This window comes from Sphingobacterium sp. UME9, from assembly GCF_014170215.1.
Lineage (GTDB): Bacteria > Bacteroidota > Bacteroidia > Sphingobacteriales > Sphingobacteriaceae > Sphingobacterium > Sphingobacterium paramultivorum.
In genome coordinates, this window is the sequence record NZ_LZZP01000013.1 from 623771 (window position 1) to 640216 (window position 16446).

13 protein-coding genes are annotated in these 16446 nt (G+C 39.7%); 5 read left to right on the forward strand and 8 right to left on the reverse strand.

Annotation, left to right across the window (positions count from 1 at the left end):
• Positions 1-45 precede the first annotated feature (45 nt).
• The 5 genes from A9970_RS21740 to A9970_RS21760 form a co-directional block, all read right to left on the reverse strand.
• Entirely contained in the window at positions 46-1485 is a 1440-nt protein-coding gene (locus A9970_RS21740) for a TolC family protein (protein WP_182983674.1), read from the reverse strand.
• Positions 1478-4639, reverse strand: a complete 3162-nt coding sequence (locus A9970_RS21745) for an efflux RND transporter permease subunit (RefSeq protein ID WP_120336348.1) — start codon at positions 4637-4639, stop codon at positions 1478-1480. The genes A9970_RS21740 and A9970_RS21745 overlap by 8 nt, the downstream gene beginning before the upstream one ends.
• Positions 4640-4654: 15 nt before the next feature.
• Positions 4655-5740, reverse strand: a complete 1086-nt coding sequence (locus tag A9970_RS21750; protein WP_182983675.1) for an efflux RND transporter periplasmic adaptor subunit — start codon at positions 5738-5740, stop codon at positions 4655-4657.
• Positions 5741-5845: 105 nt separating this feature from the next.
• Entirely contained in the window at positions 5846-6268 is a 423-nt protein-coding gene (locus A9970_RS21755; RefSeq protein WP_182983676.1) for a hypothetical protein, read from the reverse strand.
• A gap of 529 nt (positions 6269-6797) precedes the next feature.
• A complete protein-coding gene (locus A9970_RS21760; RefSeq protein ID WP_182983677.1) occupies positions 6798-7022 on the reverse strand; it encodes a YdeI/OmpD-associated family protein in 225 nt (74 codons plus the stop codon).
• Between the two features lie 219 nt (positions 7023-7241).
• Here A9970_RS21760 and A9970_RS21765 point away from each other — a divergent pair, with 219 nt between their 5' ends.
• From A9970_RS21765 to A9970_RS21785, 5 genes are all read left to right on the forward strand, one after another.
• A complete protein-coding gene (locus tag A9970_RS21765; RefSeq protein WP_182983678.1) occupies positions 7242-8267 on the forward strand; it encodes an NAD(P)-dependent alcohol dehydrogenase in 1026 nt (341 codons plus the stop codon).
• 228 nt (positions 8268-8495) lie between these two features.
• Positions 8496-9347, forward strand: a complete 852-nt coding sequence (locus A9970_RS21770) for a universal stress protein (RefSeq protein ID WP_182983679.1) — start codon at positions 8496-8498, stop codon at positions 9345-9347.
• 197 nt (positions 9348-9544) lie between these two features.
• Positions 9545-10357: a family 16 glycosylhydrolase gene (locus tag A9970_RS21775; protein ID WP_182983680.1), complete on the forward strand. Its 813-nt coding sequence runs from the start codon at positions 9545-9547 to the stop codon at positions 10355-10357.
• Positions 10358-10396: 39 nt separating this feature from the next.
• Positions 10397-11131 carry a YoaK family protein gene (locus A9970_RS21780; protein WP_182983681.1) on the forward strand — a complete coding sequence of 245 codons (735 nt, stop codon included), beginning with the start codon at positions 10397-10399 and terminating at the stop codon, positions 11129-11131.
• 135 nt (positions 11132-11266) lie between these two features.
• A complete protein-coding gene (locus A9970_RS21785) occupies positions 11267-11674 on the forward strand; it encodes a hypothetical protein (protein WP_159731536.1) in 408 nt (135 codons plus the stop codon).
• A gap of 58 nt (positions 11675-11732) precedes the next feature.
• Here the strand turns inward: A9970_RS21785 and A9970_RS21790 are convergent, their stop codons facing one another.
• From A9970_RS21790 to A9970_RS21805, 3 genes are all read right to left on the reverse strand, one after another.
• A complete protein-coding gene (locus A9970_RS21790; RefSeq protein WP_167450483.1) occupies positions 11733-11909 on the reverse strand; it encodes a DUF6496 domain-containing protein in 177 nt (58 codons plus the stop codon).
• Between the two features lie 110 nt (positions 11910-12019).
• Complete coding sequence (locus A9970_RS21795) at positions 12020-13828, reverse strand: glycoside hydrolase family 2 protein (RefSeq protein WP_182983682.1); 1809 nt, start codon at positions 13826-13828, stop codon at positions 12020-12022.
• Between the two features lie 217 nt (positions 13829-14045).
• Positions 14046-16085 carry a M13 family metallopeptidase gene (locus A9970_RS21805; RefSeq protein ID WP_120336360.1) on the reverse strand — a complete coding sequence of 680 codons (2040 nt, stop codon included), beginning with the start codon at positions 16083-16085 and terminating at the stop codon, positions 14046-14048.
• Positions 16086-16446 lie beyond the last annotated feature (361 nt).

Sequence of the window (16446 nt, forward strand, 5' to 3'; positions counted from 1 at the left end):
TCACATGATAAGTCCCCAACATATAAAAACTAAAATTAAATTGTGCTATTGATGATCCCATCCACCACCTAGGGATCTGTATATCGCTACGCTTGCTTTGAGTTGGTTGACCTTCTTCTCAACGAGTTCAAATTTGGATTCCAGGGCATCGCGTTGTGTCAGCAGAACCTCCATATAATCTGCGCGGGCGTATTTAAAGAGGTCGTTGGAGATACCGATAGACTCATTTAATGCATCGACTTCCTTGGTCTTTATTTGTAGGCCATTCTCCAGCTTTTTAATTTTGGAGAGCTGGTTTGCAACTTCAATATAAGCAGCCAATATCGTCTGCTCATAATGGTAAACAGCCTGAACCTGTCGTGCATTTGCGCTATAATACGCGGCTTTAATTGCCCGTTTGTTGATCAAAGGGGCGGTGAGTTCACCAACGAGGGAAGAGAGAAAGGCTTCCGGTTTGATGAGATAAGTCGGATCAAAAGCTTGAAAACCTACTCCCGCCGCAATGTCCAAAGAAGGGTAAAAGCGGGCTTTGGCCGATTTGATATCCAGTTTGGAGGCTGCAAGTTCATATTCAGCCTGCTTTATATCAGGTCTGTTTTCCAGAAGGTCGGCCGGGATGCCCGCATAAACGGTTTGTGGAACAAGCTGATCAAAGGATTGTTGATCCCTTTGAACCGGCTGCGGGAATCTTCCAACAAGGTAGTTTATTCTATTTTCTGTTTCTGTGATCTTCTGCTTGATATCATATTGCATACCTTGGGTTTTCAATATCTGGGCTTCAAATCTTTTGACGGCAAGTTTATTGGATCGCGCGTTTTTCTTCAAATCATTTACCACGACCAGTGCATCGTTTTGAATCTTTACATTCTCATTGATAACCAAGAGTTCGTTGTCCAGCGCCAGGAGTTCATAATAAGAATCTGCAATTTCAGCGATCAGGTGAGTTACCATAAAGTTTTTGCCTTCCACGCTGGCAAAATACCGTTGCAACTGGGCTTTGGTCGCATTGTGGAGTTTACCCCAGATATCTGTTTCCCATTGTGCCTGTAGACCAACTCCAAAATCAAATAGCGGTTCAGGCATTTCGCGTCCGGGTTCGATTTCTGTATTCTTTTCCATCGCTCCAATGTTTGTGTAGCGACTAACTTTGTCGACCCCGGCGCCAACTTTTACACCTACGGAAGGTAGATATTCACCTTTTTTGGCGCTTACCTCATTTTTGGCTATTTCAATTTCCTGAAGCATAATATGTAGCTCCTGGTTGTTTGCTAGTGCCTGACTGATCAGTCCTTGTAGATTGGGATCGCTGAAATAGCTGTTCCATTTTATTTTTCCTGTATTCACGGTGTCGCTGTCGGCATCGCTATATTTCCCAGGAACGGTTCTATTTTCGGCACGTTGTTTTATTTCCAGTGGTTTGCAGGCTGCAAGACTAAGCAAGAAAAGTGCGAAACCTGTATAGTGATATAATCTGTTCTTATTCATAATGTATCATGTCTTCGCTTAATGGTGATTCGTCTTCGGCTTGGATCATTTTTCTTCCGTCAGCCAATTTTGCAAAAATGTAGTAGAGGCCGGGAATGACAATAACGCCAAAGATTGTTCCGACGAGCATACCTCCCAGTGCTGAGGCACCTATGGTGTGGTTACCGATAGCTCCGGCACCACTGGCAAAGACAAGTGGTACAAGTCCAGCGATAAATGCAAATGAGGTCATGAGGATCGGTCTGAAACGCGCTCGTGAACCCTCGATAGCTGCTTCCAATATGCTATCGCCAGCTTGTCGCCTTTTCACGGCAAATTCTACGATAAGCACCGCATTTTTACCCAATAAACCAATAATCATGATCAGTCCGACCTGTGCATAGATATCATTTTCAAGTCCCATAGCTTTTAATAGGAAGAATGATCCAAATACACCAACTGGTAGCGACAACAATACCGCAAACGGAATGATGAAGCTTTCGTACTGTGCCGCAAGTACAAGATATACGAAGACTAAGACGACTAAAAAGACATAAACGGCTTCGTTTCCACGTTGAGCCTCATCATAGGACAAGCCCTCCCAGGCAACTTTATAGCCGTGTGGTAATGTTTGAAGTGCAGTTTCGTTGATTGCCTGAATAGCGTCGGCCGTTGTATACCCATTTGCCGGAAGTCCACGGATGGCAGCCGAATTGTACATGTTGTAGCGCGTGATTTCGTTTGGTCCCTGTGTTTTTTTTAAGGTCATAAAGGCCGAATAAGGAACCATCTGGTCATGATCGTTTTTGACGTAAAGGTTCATGATATCGGAAGGTAGTCTTCTAAATTCTGGTGAAGATTGTACATAGACCTTGAAGAATTGACCAAAACGGATAAAACCCTGCTCATAGGTACTACCGATAAGGATATTGAGGTTGTCCATGGCTTTACCTATAGAAACGCCTTTTTGCATGGCGGCGTTATTGTCAAATACCAATTCGTATTGTGGGTAGTTGGCGGCAAAGAATGTAAAGACTCCGGTCAGTTCCTTACGTTTCTTTAGGTTAGCGATAAACGCTTTATTTACTTTATCGAAATCTTGGTAATCGGTGGTCCTATTGAGGTCCAGCAGGCGCATGGAGAAACCTCCAGAAGAACCAAAACCCGGAACAGCGGGAGGTTCGAAGAATTCAACCGTTGCACCTAGATTTTTTGATTTTTCTTCAAGTTCTTCCATGATCTCTTTAACGGAGTGTTCACGTTCACCCCAGGTTTTGAGGTTGATAAGACAGGTTCCGGCATTCGATCCACGACCTTCGGTCATGATTTCATAACCCGCCAGTGATGAGACAGATTCTACGCCATCTACCCCTTGACAGATCTTTTGGAGCTCTCTGGAAAGCTTATTGGTCTGTTCCAATGTTGATCCCGGAGGAGTCTGAATAATGGCATATATTGTACCTTGGTCCTCACTCGGTATAAAACCTCCTGGAAGCGTTTTGTTAATGACGAAAATTCCGACACAGAATGCTATTAAGATACCCCATGTAATCACTCTTCGACTGGCAATTTTACGAAGTAAGGAGGCATATTTGCCCGTTATTTTATCAAAAGTACGGTTAAAAAGGTCGAGCGATTTAGTGAATACGTTTGATTTTTTTGGTTTACCATGGTTATTTTTCAGGAGCATCGCGGCAAGCACAGGAGTAAGGGTTAATGCGACTACTGCAGATATCACGATGGAACTCGCCATGGTAATTGAAAACTGACGGTAAAATGTTCCGACAGGACCTGTCATAAATGAAATGGGGATAAAAACGGCCACCATAACAGCTGTAATAGCGATAATAGCACCTGCGATTTCAGCCATGACTTCTTTTACAGCACTGTACGGCGATATGGCACTTTCTTCCATTTTGGCATGTACTGCTTCAATGACCACAATGGCATTGTCTACGACAATCCCGATGGCAAGCACCAACGCAAACAAGGTCACTAAGTTGATCGACATGCCGAACCATTGGATGACGAAGAATGTACCTATCAGCGAAACGGGCACGGCGATGATCGGAATCAAAGTCGAACGCCAGTCGCCAAGGAAAATAAACACGACAATGGCAACTAAAATAAAAGCATCGCGTAGGGTATGCATCACCTGTTCGATAGAAGCATCCAGGAATTGGGATACGTCATAACTGATTTTATAGTCTATACCTGGAGGAAAGTTACCTTTCATCTCCGCAAGCTTTGCCTTCACATCTTTAATAACGTCATTGGCATTACTACCATAATTCTGTTTCAACACAATCGAAGCCGAGGGATGCCCGTCTAAATTGGAATAGATGTCAAAAAATTCACTTCCCAGTTCGACTTTAGCTACGTCTTTTAACTTGATGTTTTCACCGTCGCCGTTTGCGCGAACGATAATATTGTCGTATTCTTCAGGTGTATTGTATTGCCCTTTATAGGTTAGGACATATTCGAGAGATTGCGCTGCAATACCCGAGCTTTGTCCCAGTCGACCGGGACGGCCGATGATACTTTGTTCTCCTATCGCTTTCATCACTTCATCAACTGACAAGCTATAGGCGCGCATACGATCGGGATTTAACCAGACACGCATGGCGTATCTACGGCTACCCAAAATTTGCGATTTGGCGATACCATGAATACGATTGATTTCAGGAATGATGTTTACAGTTGCATAGTTGTACAAGAACTTTTCATCCATGCTTTTATTTGTACTGTAAAGATTCACGTACATCAGCATACTGGGCTGAATTGGATTAACGACCACTCCTTCCTTTTGAACAAGTTCAGGCAATAGTGGCATAACCTGATCCACCCGGGTTTTGACCAGTACTACGGCATCGTTGGGATCCGTTCCAGGGTCAAATACGACGTTTACGGTCGCTTCACCGGCACTAGTCGCATCGGTTGCGATATAGCGCATTCCCTGTACACCATTGATTGCATTCTCCAGTGTAATCAGTGAGGATTTTACAAGTACATCGGCACTTGCACCCGGATAGGCAATGGAGACCGCAACTGTAGTTGGTGCGATTTTTGGAAATTGCTCAGTAGGAAGTTGCTTTATGGCCAAACCTCCGATAAATAGGATTACAACCGATATGACAATAGCAAATACCGGTCGATGTATTACTTTTTTAAACATAATGCTGCTTTTTAATTACTCTGCATATAAATCTAAGTTTGACATGACTTTCTCCGGAGTCTGATATTTGGATTCAATGGTCTGGTTTTCCTGTACCATGCGAAGTCCATTCAGCAGAATCTTTTCGTCCTTGCCCAATCCGGAAGAAACAACATAGATATGCGGCAGTTCGGCAGCAACTTTTATTTCTCTTGCTTTTACTTTATTATCTTTTGTAATAACGTAAACATATTTTTTTTCAAGCTCTTCGAATGTAGCTTTCTGAGGTATCATAAGCGCGTTATTATAGGGCGATGTAATGACGATATTACCTGTCTCGCCATAACGCAATAATCCCTTTGGATTTGGAAAAGTCGCTCTGTAGGCAATATTTCCAGTTTCATTATTGAAGTCTGATTCAATTGTTTCAACAATACCCTCATGACCGAATTCTTTTCCATTGGCCATGTTTAACCGTACATGCAGCGGGCTATTGTCTTTTTTTGTGTCCATTTGATTGAGGTATTCGACTTCGGGGACATTGAAGTAAACCCACATTTTACTGTTATCGGACAGTTCTGTGATCAGCTCGCCTTCATCGACAAGACTTCCTTTACGGACATGGAGCTTACCAACGATTCCTGAAAACGGTGCTACGATGTCAGTAAATTTGAGATGAGTATTCATAGCGGCTAACTCGGCTTTGGCTTTTTCATATTTTGCTTTTGCCATTTCAGTTTCCTGCGGAGCGACAATATCTTTTTCGGACAGATTTTTGGTGTTCTGATATTCGATTTCAGCATATTTTACCTCGGCTTTAGCACGATTAACATCGGACTCGTAGAGGTTGGGCATGATTTTAAAGAGGGGTTGTCCTTTTTGTACAAATTGACCTTCATCGACAAATATCGATTGAATGTAGCCTTTTTCCTGCGCGCGCAATTCAATATGGTTGATCGAACGGATTTGGGCGACATAATCTTTATTGACAATTGTATCTTTGACCAAAGGAGTAGTGACGTTGAAAACTGCAGCTTCTTTTTTGTCTTTTTTTTCTGACTGACAGCTTGTAGATAGAATAATAAGGCACAGGCTTATATACATAAAGCTTCTCATGACCATGATAATAGTTTTTTAATAATTTTCGAAAAATTGAACAATAGTGTGACACGCTTTCAGGTGATTTTGAAAGCTATTTTGATGTTTTTTTAAGAAATTATTAAAAAATCACAGCCTGAATACACTGTAATGGATGTATAGGGCGTTTTTTCGTGAAGTAAGCTGGTTGGAATTTGCAAGCGAAACTGCTGTGCGTATATTGTGAAATTGAGGATGGATATAGGAGACTAGATTTCCAAAACCATCTCCTGTAAGTGCGAATAAGTTAGGGCTATTGGAATCACTTCCCGTGTCGTCGTTTTCATTATCATTTTCTGAAAAATAAGCCCTTAGTTTTTCATGCCGATGACGTTTGGTTTTGCGAATAACTTTGGTCTCATAACCTTCGCTTTTTACTTGCTTGTTGAAGTGATTGACAGCATGAAGATTGCAGGAGGGGATATTATTTGGTGTTGCCACATGATACCAGCCAAAACTGATAAGTATTGCGCAAACCACGCCGAACAGATATTGATGGAATTTTCCTTGCATCCTTGAAAGCAAATGTAATTAAACTTTAAAAATGATACAAGTGATTTAGGTATGGAAATTTTAAAGTTTATGTAATATTGTTACAAAGTGTTTAAACTGACGGTGTTTTAGTGATTAATTGTGTAAAAATTGCTCAAATTCAGTTTTGAAATTGCGTTTAGATGATATTTTTAAAAAATATGACCTAAATAGCTTTAGTTTTCTTCAATGGGTTATGTTTTTAGGTGTTTTTCGAATTTATTTTCGTTGTTTTTTAGTTTGATGTTCTTTCGAATGAGCTGGGGAAGTGGAAATTTGACTTTTTTATTCTCTAATAGGTGAAATCGTTTGTCCTACTTTTATGCTGTTGTGAATGAGTTTTTTAAAAAAGTTTGCTTGATTGAAAAGTGACTTGTTCTTTTATAGGGTACTTTGCTATCGCTTGATCTAGTTTATTGAGGCGGCCCTGATCCATTCTTACAATTGGGCAAAATGGCTTACGGTACTTTTTGATAAGTAGGTAGCAAGCGTAATGCCCAATTGGCTTGTTCTAGATTGTTTTAAGGGTTTTCTGATTATTTCGTAGCATTTGTATTGCTTTTTCAGCTCTTGTCTTTCGGGTTTGTTCCTGTTTTGCTGATCCAACCCAATCACAATAGCCTTGTTTGTATGATTTAGAAAGTGTTTCAAAAAAAGCATTGGCTTTTTCGTCCATATCCAACAATTGTTGGAGTTCCATAGGGACGCCTTCAATATGTTCACCTTTTTTTAGCATGTATTTTTATCATTTGATTCCCGATAAAAATACATAAATATCCTCGGGTTGACGGCCTTTATTGCATGAATACTTTTGACTTGTCCGTTAGGTAATACGATCAGGGGATTGCAGTACTTTCTCATGAAATAAGACTTACAAGTTACCGCTGTCTTCATATGCGTTGAAACATATATCGTTCTTATTTGTTTTTCTATTAGTCAACAAAAATTTTTCAATATGAAAGCAGTACGTTTTTTTGGGCATAAAGATGTCCGCATTGTAAATGATATGGTGAAGCCCGTTCCTAAGGGCGATGAAGTATTACTAAAAATTGGTGGTGCAGGTGTTTGTCATTCTGATCTCCATATTATAGATGAGGGAACCGTTGTAGGTACGGTATTTACCTTGGGACACGAAAATGCGGGCTGGATTGAAGAAGTTGGATCGGATGTAAAGGACTATAAAAAAGGAGATGCGGTGCTGGTCTATGGTCCTTGGGGATGTGGGCACTGTAAACCCTGTCAGCAATCAAAGGAAAATTATTGTGATCACCAGTCTGAAATGGCTTATGGTGGTGGGCTAGGCCTAGATGGTGGGATGGCGGAATATATGCTTGTCCCTTCTTCGCGTTTACTTGTCCCAATTTATGACTTAGATCCAGTTATTGCAGCGCCTTTAACGGATGCGGCACTTACTCCTTATTCGGCGATAAAACGTTCGATTGGCAAATTGACGGCAGATGAGTATGTGGTTGTGATTGGAGTTGGAGGTTTGGGCCATGTTGCATTACAAATACTAAATGAAGTAAGCGCGAGTTCAATTATCGCCTGCGATGTCACCGAAGAAAAACTAGCCTTTGCCAAAGAACTGGGCGCAGCATATGTGGTCAATTCGAAGGACGCAAATGCAGCCGAACAAATTAATAAGATTACTGGCATTAAAAAAGCTAAAGTGGTGATTGACTTTGTAGGCGCAACATCGACTATAGATCTAGGGACAAAAGTTGTTGGTTTGGATGGTGATCTGACAATTGTTGGATTAGGCGGGGGACACTACCAGTACAGCATGTCGGGGCTTCCTTTTGGCGTGAGTATGACAAACCCATATTGGGGCTCGCGGGTTGAACTTATGGAAGTTGTAGGCTTGGCTAGGCAAAGGAAGATTCATATTGAAATTGAGCAGTTTAAGCTTGATCAGGCCAACGAAGTCTATGATCGAATGCGCAACGGTAAGATCAAAGGAAGGGCTGTACTGATTCCTTAGTAAAAAAAAGTCTATCTTTTTAGTAGTTTATTTTGGTTTTTATCTTTTTGATGCGTATATTTGATGTATCATAATTTAGGTTTATAATTGGTTATTTAAGGTTTTCATTCTCCCCGTTTGAAAACCTTTTTTTTTGAAAGTCTCTCTTTTGATTTTTTATTAAAAACCTTCTGCCTTCTCTACTGTTGTAATACTAAGAATCCGCGCTGATTTATCTGCAAAATATTTATGGACAAAACAATTCTCGTACTCACCGATTTTTCTGAAAACTCATGGACCGCTATTCGATATGCGGCGAATCTGGCTAAAAAGTTTAATTGGACAGTAGAGGTTCTGCATATTTATACTATCCCAATAAAAGACAGTGTCCATGCTAAAATGGAGAATATGTTTTTGACGCCTCAGAAGGAAGAGGCTGAAGGCATGCTCAAGGACTGGCAGACACGTATCGACGATGAATTTCCTGATCTCAGCTGTAAAACCGTAAGTTTGCCCGGCAACTTGGAAAAAACAGTACTAAACTTACTACAAGAAAAGGAATACCGCTTTATCGTTATGGGAGCTAAGGGTAAAGGTATGATACAAAAAGCGGTCTTGGGAAGCAATACCTTCGCCCTGATAAAAAAGAGTCCAATTGGTGTCTTGGCAGTACCGATCACTTTCCAAAAATTTAGGTTACAAAATATCGGATTATTGAGCAATTTTAAAGCGTCCGAATATGATCTACTCGGCAGTTTCATCTTACGTGTACCGGAGAAATTCAATCTCAGCCTGTTGCACGTAACACAAAAGTATATCTCTCCAAAACAAGAAGATATTGAAGACTGGAAACAAAAGCTATCTGTCCAATTTTCGTTTAATAAAATTGATTATGTGGAAAAAAATGCGATCAATCGCTTAGATTACAATATGCCTATACCGCGTTGCATCGACTACATGGTAGAAATCGAAGCTATTGATCTTTTACTTGTGTCGTACAGTCCTAAAAGTTTTTTCAAAAGTATATTTTCCAGAAATCTTACGAAAGCAATTTATCGTAATCTGACGGTTCCTACTTTTTTTAAGCGTAATTTATATTAATTGTCGGTAATCTCCTCCAGGTTATCACTATCCATTGGTTGATTGTACACGGTTTAGTAAGTAGAAAATGATTGCACTAAAGTTAATAGCCGTGATTTTATGATTGCTAACCGAAATTTAAATCGCCTCTCCGATATGAAGTAATGTATTCGTATTTTTCATTAGCTTTATAAATAGTTGTATAAAATATAAACATAATGAGCCTTTGGATACTTCCTTTGATCACAATACTTTCCGCAAGTCCCGATAGTACGCATGCAGGAGAATATAAGTTTGCTGAAACGCCCAGTTGGAGTGATGAGTTTGATTACAATGGTCTACCGGACGCAAAAAAATGGGGGTATGATGTAGGCTCCTTACATAATGGCTGGGGAAATCATGAACTTCAATACTATACAGATGCCAACAGGAAAAATGCAAGTGTAGCAAATGGTGTTTTAAGTATTACTGCAATAAAAGAACAATATGAAGGGTTGGACTATACTTCTGCTAGGCTGGTCAGTAAGAACAAGGGCGATTTTCTGTATGGTCGATTTGTAGTCCGAGCCAAGGTACCGAAAGGGAAAGGTACGTGGGCAGCCGCTTGGATGTTGCCGACAGATTGGGTTTATGGAGGATGGCCACATTCGGGAGAAATAGATATCATGGAGCATGTCGGTTATGACGAGAATGCAATACATATTACCGTTCATACAAAGGACTATAATCATTCGATTGGAACTCAAAAAGGAGTGATGAAGCGAATTGATCAGGCAACATCGGAGTTTCATGATTATCGGATAGACTGGACCCCCGAGTATATCCGAGGTTTCGTGGATGATGTACAGATCTATAGTTTTCCGAATGAAGGAAAAGGCAATGGAGTTTGGCCATTTGATAAAAGATTTCATTTACTATTGAATCTGGCTGTTGGTGGAGATTGGGGTGGTGTGCAAGGCGTCGATGCCAGCGCATTTCCTGCAGAGATTGAAGTGGATTATGTCAGGGTATATGATTTACTGAAACCTTAAATGAATCTTATTTTCTCTAATTTATAAAGATTAATTCAAATGTTTAGGCATCAAGGGAGAGGAAGGAATTATACTCATAATTTGAAGTTAGCCTCTATTTTGTCTTGTGTTGCAGGCCTGGTTAATATTACAGGTGTTCTTGCCGTTGGCACTTTAACAACGAATGTCACAGGTCACTTTGCATTTTTTTCAGAACAGTTGATTTTAATGAATTACAAGATGGCTTTGATTTTTCTGTTATACATTGCTTTCTTTTTAATGGGAGCATCCGTTTCAGGTTTTATTGTAGAATTAGCCTCAAAAAAGAAATCACATAATGCCTATATCATTCCAATTTGTATCGAGTCTATTATCTTAATTAACGTAGGACTGCTCCCAGCTTTCGTTAAAGCAGGGCCAACGTTTCCAGAAATAATTTCATTTGCCCTTCTTTTTGCTATGGGACTTCAAAATGCCCTGGTAACGAAGGTGTCACAATCAGTTGTCAGAACGACGCATTTGACCGGATTGTTTACTGATCTTGGTATTGAACTTTCACAGTTGCTTTTTTATAGAGAAATGGCTGAGAAAGTGAAATTACACAAAAGTATTTTTCTTAAGTTGATGATTATTGGTGGTTTTTTTATCGGGGGAATTATTGGTGGTTTTATGTTTCAATATTTTAAATTGAAAACATTATTGTTACCCGCTACTATGCTTTTGTTTGCCTTATGGTATGACCATATTCTACTTAAGTTTTATCATTTGAAGCGAAGCTTAAGACCGGATGAATAGGTTCGATTAAATTCATATTTTAGCTTAATAACATGAACTATTCCAATATCCTGTTTGAAAAATTAGTCTTATCTGTATTTTGGCAGCATCTTTGTATCTCGTCGTTAAACTATATTGAGTTATACCACGAACGATATGAAAATAATACGAACGACCCTTCCATTTCTTCTGTTTAGTTTCATCCTTTTAGTTGGATGCAACAATAATCAACAGATCAGGATGATTGATAAAGATGGGAACACACATTTGTTGACAAGAGAAGGTGATCGAAAAGGAGAATTGGGACTGCAGCGTATCATCGCTCGTGGCAATGATACAGTAATAACGATTGATGGTGCAGGTCATAAAATGTTGTGGACAGCTTCAGATGTGACCAATATTGATACAACAAAGATTCAATATTATCTCAAAAAGAGAAATGGAAGCAGTGTTCATATTTATACACCTGTAGATGTAAATCAAAATTTTATAGATGTAGAGGATAGTCAAAATGTTTTGTCAGATCCTTATGATGGTACAGACAAGAAAAAATCCCTACTGTAGATTGCCGCATGAAAAAGCATAATTTGGGCTAAAGAGAAAATCCTAGCAAGTTTACTTGCTAGGATTTTTTTTTTGGTACTTTGGCACCTTCTTTTTTGGCTTCGGAGAGGCCAATGGCAATCGCCTGTTTTCGTGATGTTACCTTTTTTCCGCTACCAGATTTTAATTTTCCCTCTTTCATTTCGTGCATCGTCTTTTCAACTTTCTCAGATGCTTTTTCTGAATATTTTGCCATAATAGTGTTACACCTTGATCTGTTATTAAACACTTCTGCAAAAAGAACAGCTGTTTCAGTTGAATCGTTTGAAAATTCTTTGAGAGCGAAATAGCGAACATCTTTATCTACTAATTCAATTCATTTCCAGCTTTAATCACGGCTTGGTTAGCGGCTTTTATTCTTTCAAGAACCATTTTTTGTATTTTACGGTCGTAAGTCAATAGTCCATTGACTTCGTGTTCCACGTCTGTAGTTTGCGTATAAATAGCAACACTGAGTCCTTTGTATCGGAGCAATTGCTCGACATTATCCATTAGGAATATATAACGGTCTGTGAGTGCCTCTATAGTGGGTTCGTAGGCATAGGCATTGTTTTCGACAGGCCACATGTGACCGCGGACAAATAAGCCTACGCCACCAAACTCTCCAAGGGAAGCTGCCCGTTTCGAATCAGGCTCTGAGGCACCCTTGGGGCCAACATAGATATGGGTGTCAACAAAATCTCCATTTCCGGGATCACCATAAGCTTTTTGGTAAGATGGATTGTTGTTAAATCCCGAATTACCGTTCACTAAACGTGAAGGGTCATATTGTTTGGTCCAGTCGGTAATATTGCGTACATCGAAAGCGCCCCAGTTTTCGTTAAAAGGAACCCAGGCGATAATGGATGGCGAGTTGTAGTGGTCGTCAATGATGGCTTTGTATTCATCACGAAATGCTTTTCGATAAATCGTAGTATCTTCATCGGGATACCAAAGGCAGGGCATATCTTGCCACACGAGCAGTCCCATTTTATCTGCCCAATAATAGAACCGTTGGGGTTCGGTTTTCATATGCTTACGAATGAGGTTATAACCAGCTTTTTTGGTAAACTCGATGTCATATTTGAGCGCTTCTTCCGTAGGTGCTGTTAGAATACCATCGGGCCAGTATCCCTGATCCAGGAGACCGAGCTGCATCACAAATTTGTCATTCAATAGCGGCCTTACAATTCCGTTTACCTTACCAAGTTTAATATCACGCATACCAAAATAGCTCTTCACCTCGTCGATGATTTCTCCATTATTCCCATGTATACTTAATTTTAAATCGTATAAAAAAGGGGAGTCAGGAGACCAAAGTTTTGGATTTTCTACCGGGATATTAAATTCCATGCCCGACTGAATTACCGTTTTTGAAATTTCTTTTCCCTCTGAAGAAACGATGGCCGTAACTTTTGCCTTCGCTGTGCTAGTGACCTGTATTTTTAGTTGTTTTTCTGCTACTTGAGGCAGCAATTTGATTCCCTGTATATGGTTTTTGCCTACTGGTTCCATCCACACAGTTTGCCATATGCCAGAAGAAAAGGTATAGTCGCCTCGAGGTCCATTTTTGCCTGAAGGATACTTACCGTCGTTCTTGTCATGCGCTGCAACGACAATGTTATTTGGACCGGCCTTTAAAAACTCAGTGATGTTGATCCAAAAGGAGTCGTAGCCACCTGAATGAGTACCGGCTTTTCTTCCATTTACAAATATGGTCGCATCGTGATCCACTGCACCAAAATGGAGTATAATATCTTTCCCTTTCCAATGATTAGGTAGCTCGAAATTTTTACGGTACCACAGATTAATTTCTTGTTTGCGTTGTATTCCGGATAAATAGGACTCTGGACAATAGGGGACAAGAATGCTTTCTCGGCTGCGGTCAAAGGAAATGGGGGCAGCAGGATTCAGCGCATTCGGAGCATCCTTTCCACCTATATAATCCCATTTACCGTTGAGACATAGCCATTCATTCCTTTCCATTTGGGGACGTGGATATTCGGAGAGTGGAATTTCTGTTTGCTTGGCTATTGCTGTCCATGGGGTTGAAAGCTGTGGCTGTTGTGCCAAAGCATTAAGCCAACCGAAGAGCGATAGTGCCAGCACAAAAATTGAGGTTTTGGTTTTTATCATGGTATACTTCTTGGTTTTTCAGAATATGAATATAAGTATACTAAAATGATTTAGTGAATTATAAACGAAATGTTACTAGTGCCGCTTTCGATATTGGGCTTGGTTGGTTGGTTGGTTGGTTGGTTGGTTGGTTGGTTGGTTCCCAAAAGAAATAGATGTTGGATTAAACAAAACTACAGGAGCTGCCTTTTTTGAGGCAGCTCCTGTATAATGCTTATTACCAAATTTTAATTCTTTCTTCCGGTGACTTGTATAGTTTGTCTCCTTGTTTAACATCAAAAGCTTTGTAAAAAGCGTCAACATTGATCAATGGACCAAAACTTCTGAAATATCCTGGAGAGTGTGGATCAGTTTTAACTTGGTTGACCATATATTTTTCACTGGATAGGGTTCTCCATACAGTTGCCCAACTTAGGAAAAAGCGTTGATCTTGCGTGTATCCACTTATTTCACCTGGGTTTCCCTTATCTTTTAAATATAGTTGAAGTGCATCGTAAGCAATGTTTACACCTCCTAAATCCGCGATATTTTCACCGTTTGTAAATGTTCCGTTGACGAAAGTGCCTTTTACAGGTTCATATTTATCGTATTGAGCTGCGAGTGTTTTTGTTGCTTTTTCAAAATTGGCTTTATCTTCTGGTGTCCACCAGTCTACCAAGTTTCCGTCCGCATCAAATTGTGCGCCCGAGTCGTCAAATCCGTGGCTCATTTCGTGGCCAATTACGGCACCTATACCACCGAAATTGACAGCTGCGTCAGCTTGTGGGTTGAAAAATGGCGGTTGAAGAATAGCGGCCGGAAACACGATCTCATTGTTTACGGGATTGTAATAGGCATTTACTGTTTGTGGAGTCATTCCCCATTCTGATTTGTCAACAGCCTTACCAATTTTAGCCAGATCCTTTTCATATCGCCATGTGGTGATATTTTGGAGGTTAGCATACAGATTACCGCCTTTATTTTCAGATAGAATATTCAATTTAGAATAATCTTTCCATTTGTCCGGATAGGCAACTTTTACAGTGAATTTGTTTAGTTTTTCAAGCGCTTTTCCTTTTGTAGCCGAAGACATCCAGCTCAAATCGTTGATATGCACTGCAAAACTTTTCTTTAAATAGTCGATCAATTCGACCATTTGTGCTTTAGCCTCAGCTGGAAAATATTTTTCGACATATAATTTTCCGAAAGCTTCACCTAATGTGGAATTGATCAGTTCAAATCCTCTTTTATTTAATGCTCTTTGTTCTTGTTGACCTCTTAAATACTTACCATAAAAAGCAAATCGCATGTCTCCTAATTTTTCGCTTAAATAAGAGGCACTACCGTTGATCATATGGAATTTTAAGTAATCTTTAATAACAGGAAGGTTTTGTGCACTGACCAATTTATCGAAGTTCTTGTAATAACCTAATTCCCCAATGATTACTTTTTCTGTATTGACACCTACTTTTTTAAGGTACTCAGGTAGATTTACATTTTTAACCAAGGCGGTTAACTCTGCCATGGTCTGCGGATTGTACTGTAACGTATTATCACGGCTTTGTTCATTGGTCAAGTAGGTCTTCGCGATGCTTTTTTCGTAGTCAACGATTCCTTTTGCGGCAGCATCAGCATTTTTATAGCCTAATTCGGTTAACATGGAAGCTACATATTTTTGATACTCGGCAATAGCTTCGGTATTTTTTTCATTTTCTTTTTGATAATAATCTCTTCCTAGTCCTAAGGAGGCATCTCCTAAGTAGACCGCGTTCATTTTGGAATCTTTTAAATCAGCGTAGACCCCCCAGCCATAGAAATTATTCTCACCTTCTTTCGTTACGGAAGTTAAATAATTCTGAAGATCTTTTAGGTTTTTAATCGCGTCGATTTTGTTTAAATTTCCCTGAATCGGCTTAATACCGTCTGCATTTCTTTTCTGTAAGTTCATGTAAGAAGCATACAGGTCCTGTATTTTTTTGCCCTCACTTCCTTCAGGAAATTTATCTTTTAAAAGTGAGTTCAGAATTTTCATCGAATTGTTGTCCGTATCTTCTGCCAATTTATTGAAGCTTCCCCAAGTGGGTTTGTCGGAAGGAATTTTAGCCGTTTTCATCCAGGTTCCGCTTACGTAGTTGTAAAAGTCATCCTGTGGACGTACAGATTTGTCCATTAAGCTCAGATCAAGTCCTTTGTCGGATCCTGTACCTGCTGTCTGTGCTTCCGCATGCTGTGTGTAAACTCCAGCCAAGAAAATTAGGGCGAGTGTTAATTTTTTCATTGTTGTTTTAATGTTGTATGATTTTCAATAATTCAATCTGGGAGTACGCACAAATTACGGGCAAAATAGCTTATGTTATTTGCTCCGGGTAATTCGATTTGTAGCAGCCATGTCAATAATTAGCGGTGATTTTTTTTAAGCTGAAAAAATCATTTACACAAATGACGGAAAATTCTAATTCAGCAACAAGTAAATTTGATCATTATCTGTCATTTTATTAAACTAATGGGGTAGAGTAGCATGTTATTCGTTTGCTAACGAATAACATGGATATGCTTTTTAAAGAACGTCCTTTGATGTGTTGTTGAACGCTCCGCTATCTGACTTAGCTAAGCTATTTTAGGACAAAAAGAAATACTAA

What these genes read in the sequence shown, in the direction of transcription:
- A9970_RS21740 (WP_182983674.1), bottom strand. Translation starts at nt 1,485, where the DNA reads ATGAATAAGAACAGATTATATCACTATACAGGTTTCGCACTTTTCTTG.
- A9970_RS21745 (WP_120336348.1), bottom strand. Translation starts at nt 4,639, where the DNA reads ATGTTTAAAAAAGTAATACATCGACCGGTATTTGCTATTGTCATATCG.
- A9970_RS21750 (WP_182983675.1), bottom strand. Translation starts at nt 5,740, where the DNA reads ATGGTCATGAGAAGCTTTATGTATATAAGCCTGTGCCTTATTATTCTA.
- A9970_RS21755 (WP_182983676.1), bottom strand. Translation starts at nt 6,268, where the DNA reads ATGCAAGGAAAATTCCATCAATATCTGTTCGGCGTGGTTTGCGCAATA.
- A9970_RS21760 (WP_182983677.1), bottom strand. Translation starts at nt 7,022, where the DNA reads ATGCTAAAAAAAGGTGAACATATTGAAGGCGTCCCTATGGAACTCCAA.
- A9970_RS21765 (WP_182983678.1), top strand. Translation starts at nt 7,242, where the DNA reads ATGAAAGCAGTACGTTTTTTTGGGCATAAAGATGTCCGCATTGTAAAT.
- A9970_RS21770 (WP_182983679.1), top strand. Translation starts at nt 8,496, where the DNA reads ATGGACAAAACAATTCTCGTACTCACCGATTTTTCTGAAAACTCATGG.
- A9970_RS21775 (WP_182983680.1), top strand. Translation starts at nt 9,545, where the DNA reads ATGAGCCTTTGGATACTTCCTTTGATCACAATACTTTCCGCAAGTCCC.
- A9970_RS21780 (WP_182983681.1), top strand. Translation starts at nt 10,397, where the DNA reads ATGTTTAGGCATCAAGGGAGAGGAAGGAATTATACTCATAATTTGAAG.
- A9970_RS21785 (WP_159731536.1), top strand. Translation starts at nt 11,267, where the DNA reads ATGAAAATAATACGAACGACCCTTCCATTTCTTCTGTTTAGTTTCATC.
- A9970_RS21790 (WP_167450483.1), bottom strand. Translation starts at nt 11,909, where the DNA reads ATGGCAAAATATTCAGAAAAAGCATCTGAGAAAGTTGAAAAGACGATG.
- A9970_RS21795 (WP_182983682.1), bottom strand. Translation starts at nt 13,828, where the DNA reads ATGATAAAAACCAAAACCTCAATTTTTGTGCTGGCACTATCGCTCTTC.
- A9970_RS21805 (WP_120336360.1), bottom strand. Translation starts at nt 16,085, where the DNA reads ATGAAAAAATTAACACTCGCCCTAATTTTCTTGGCTGGAGTTTACACA.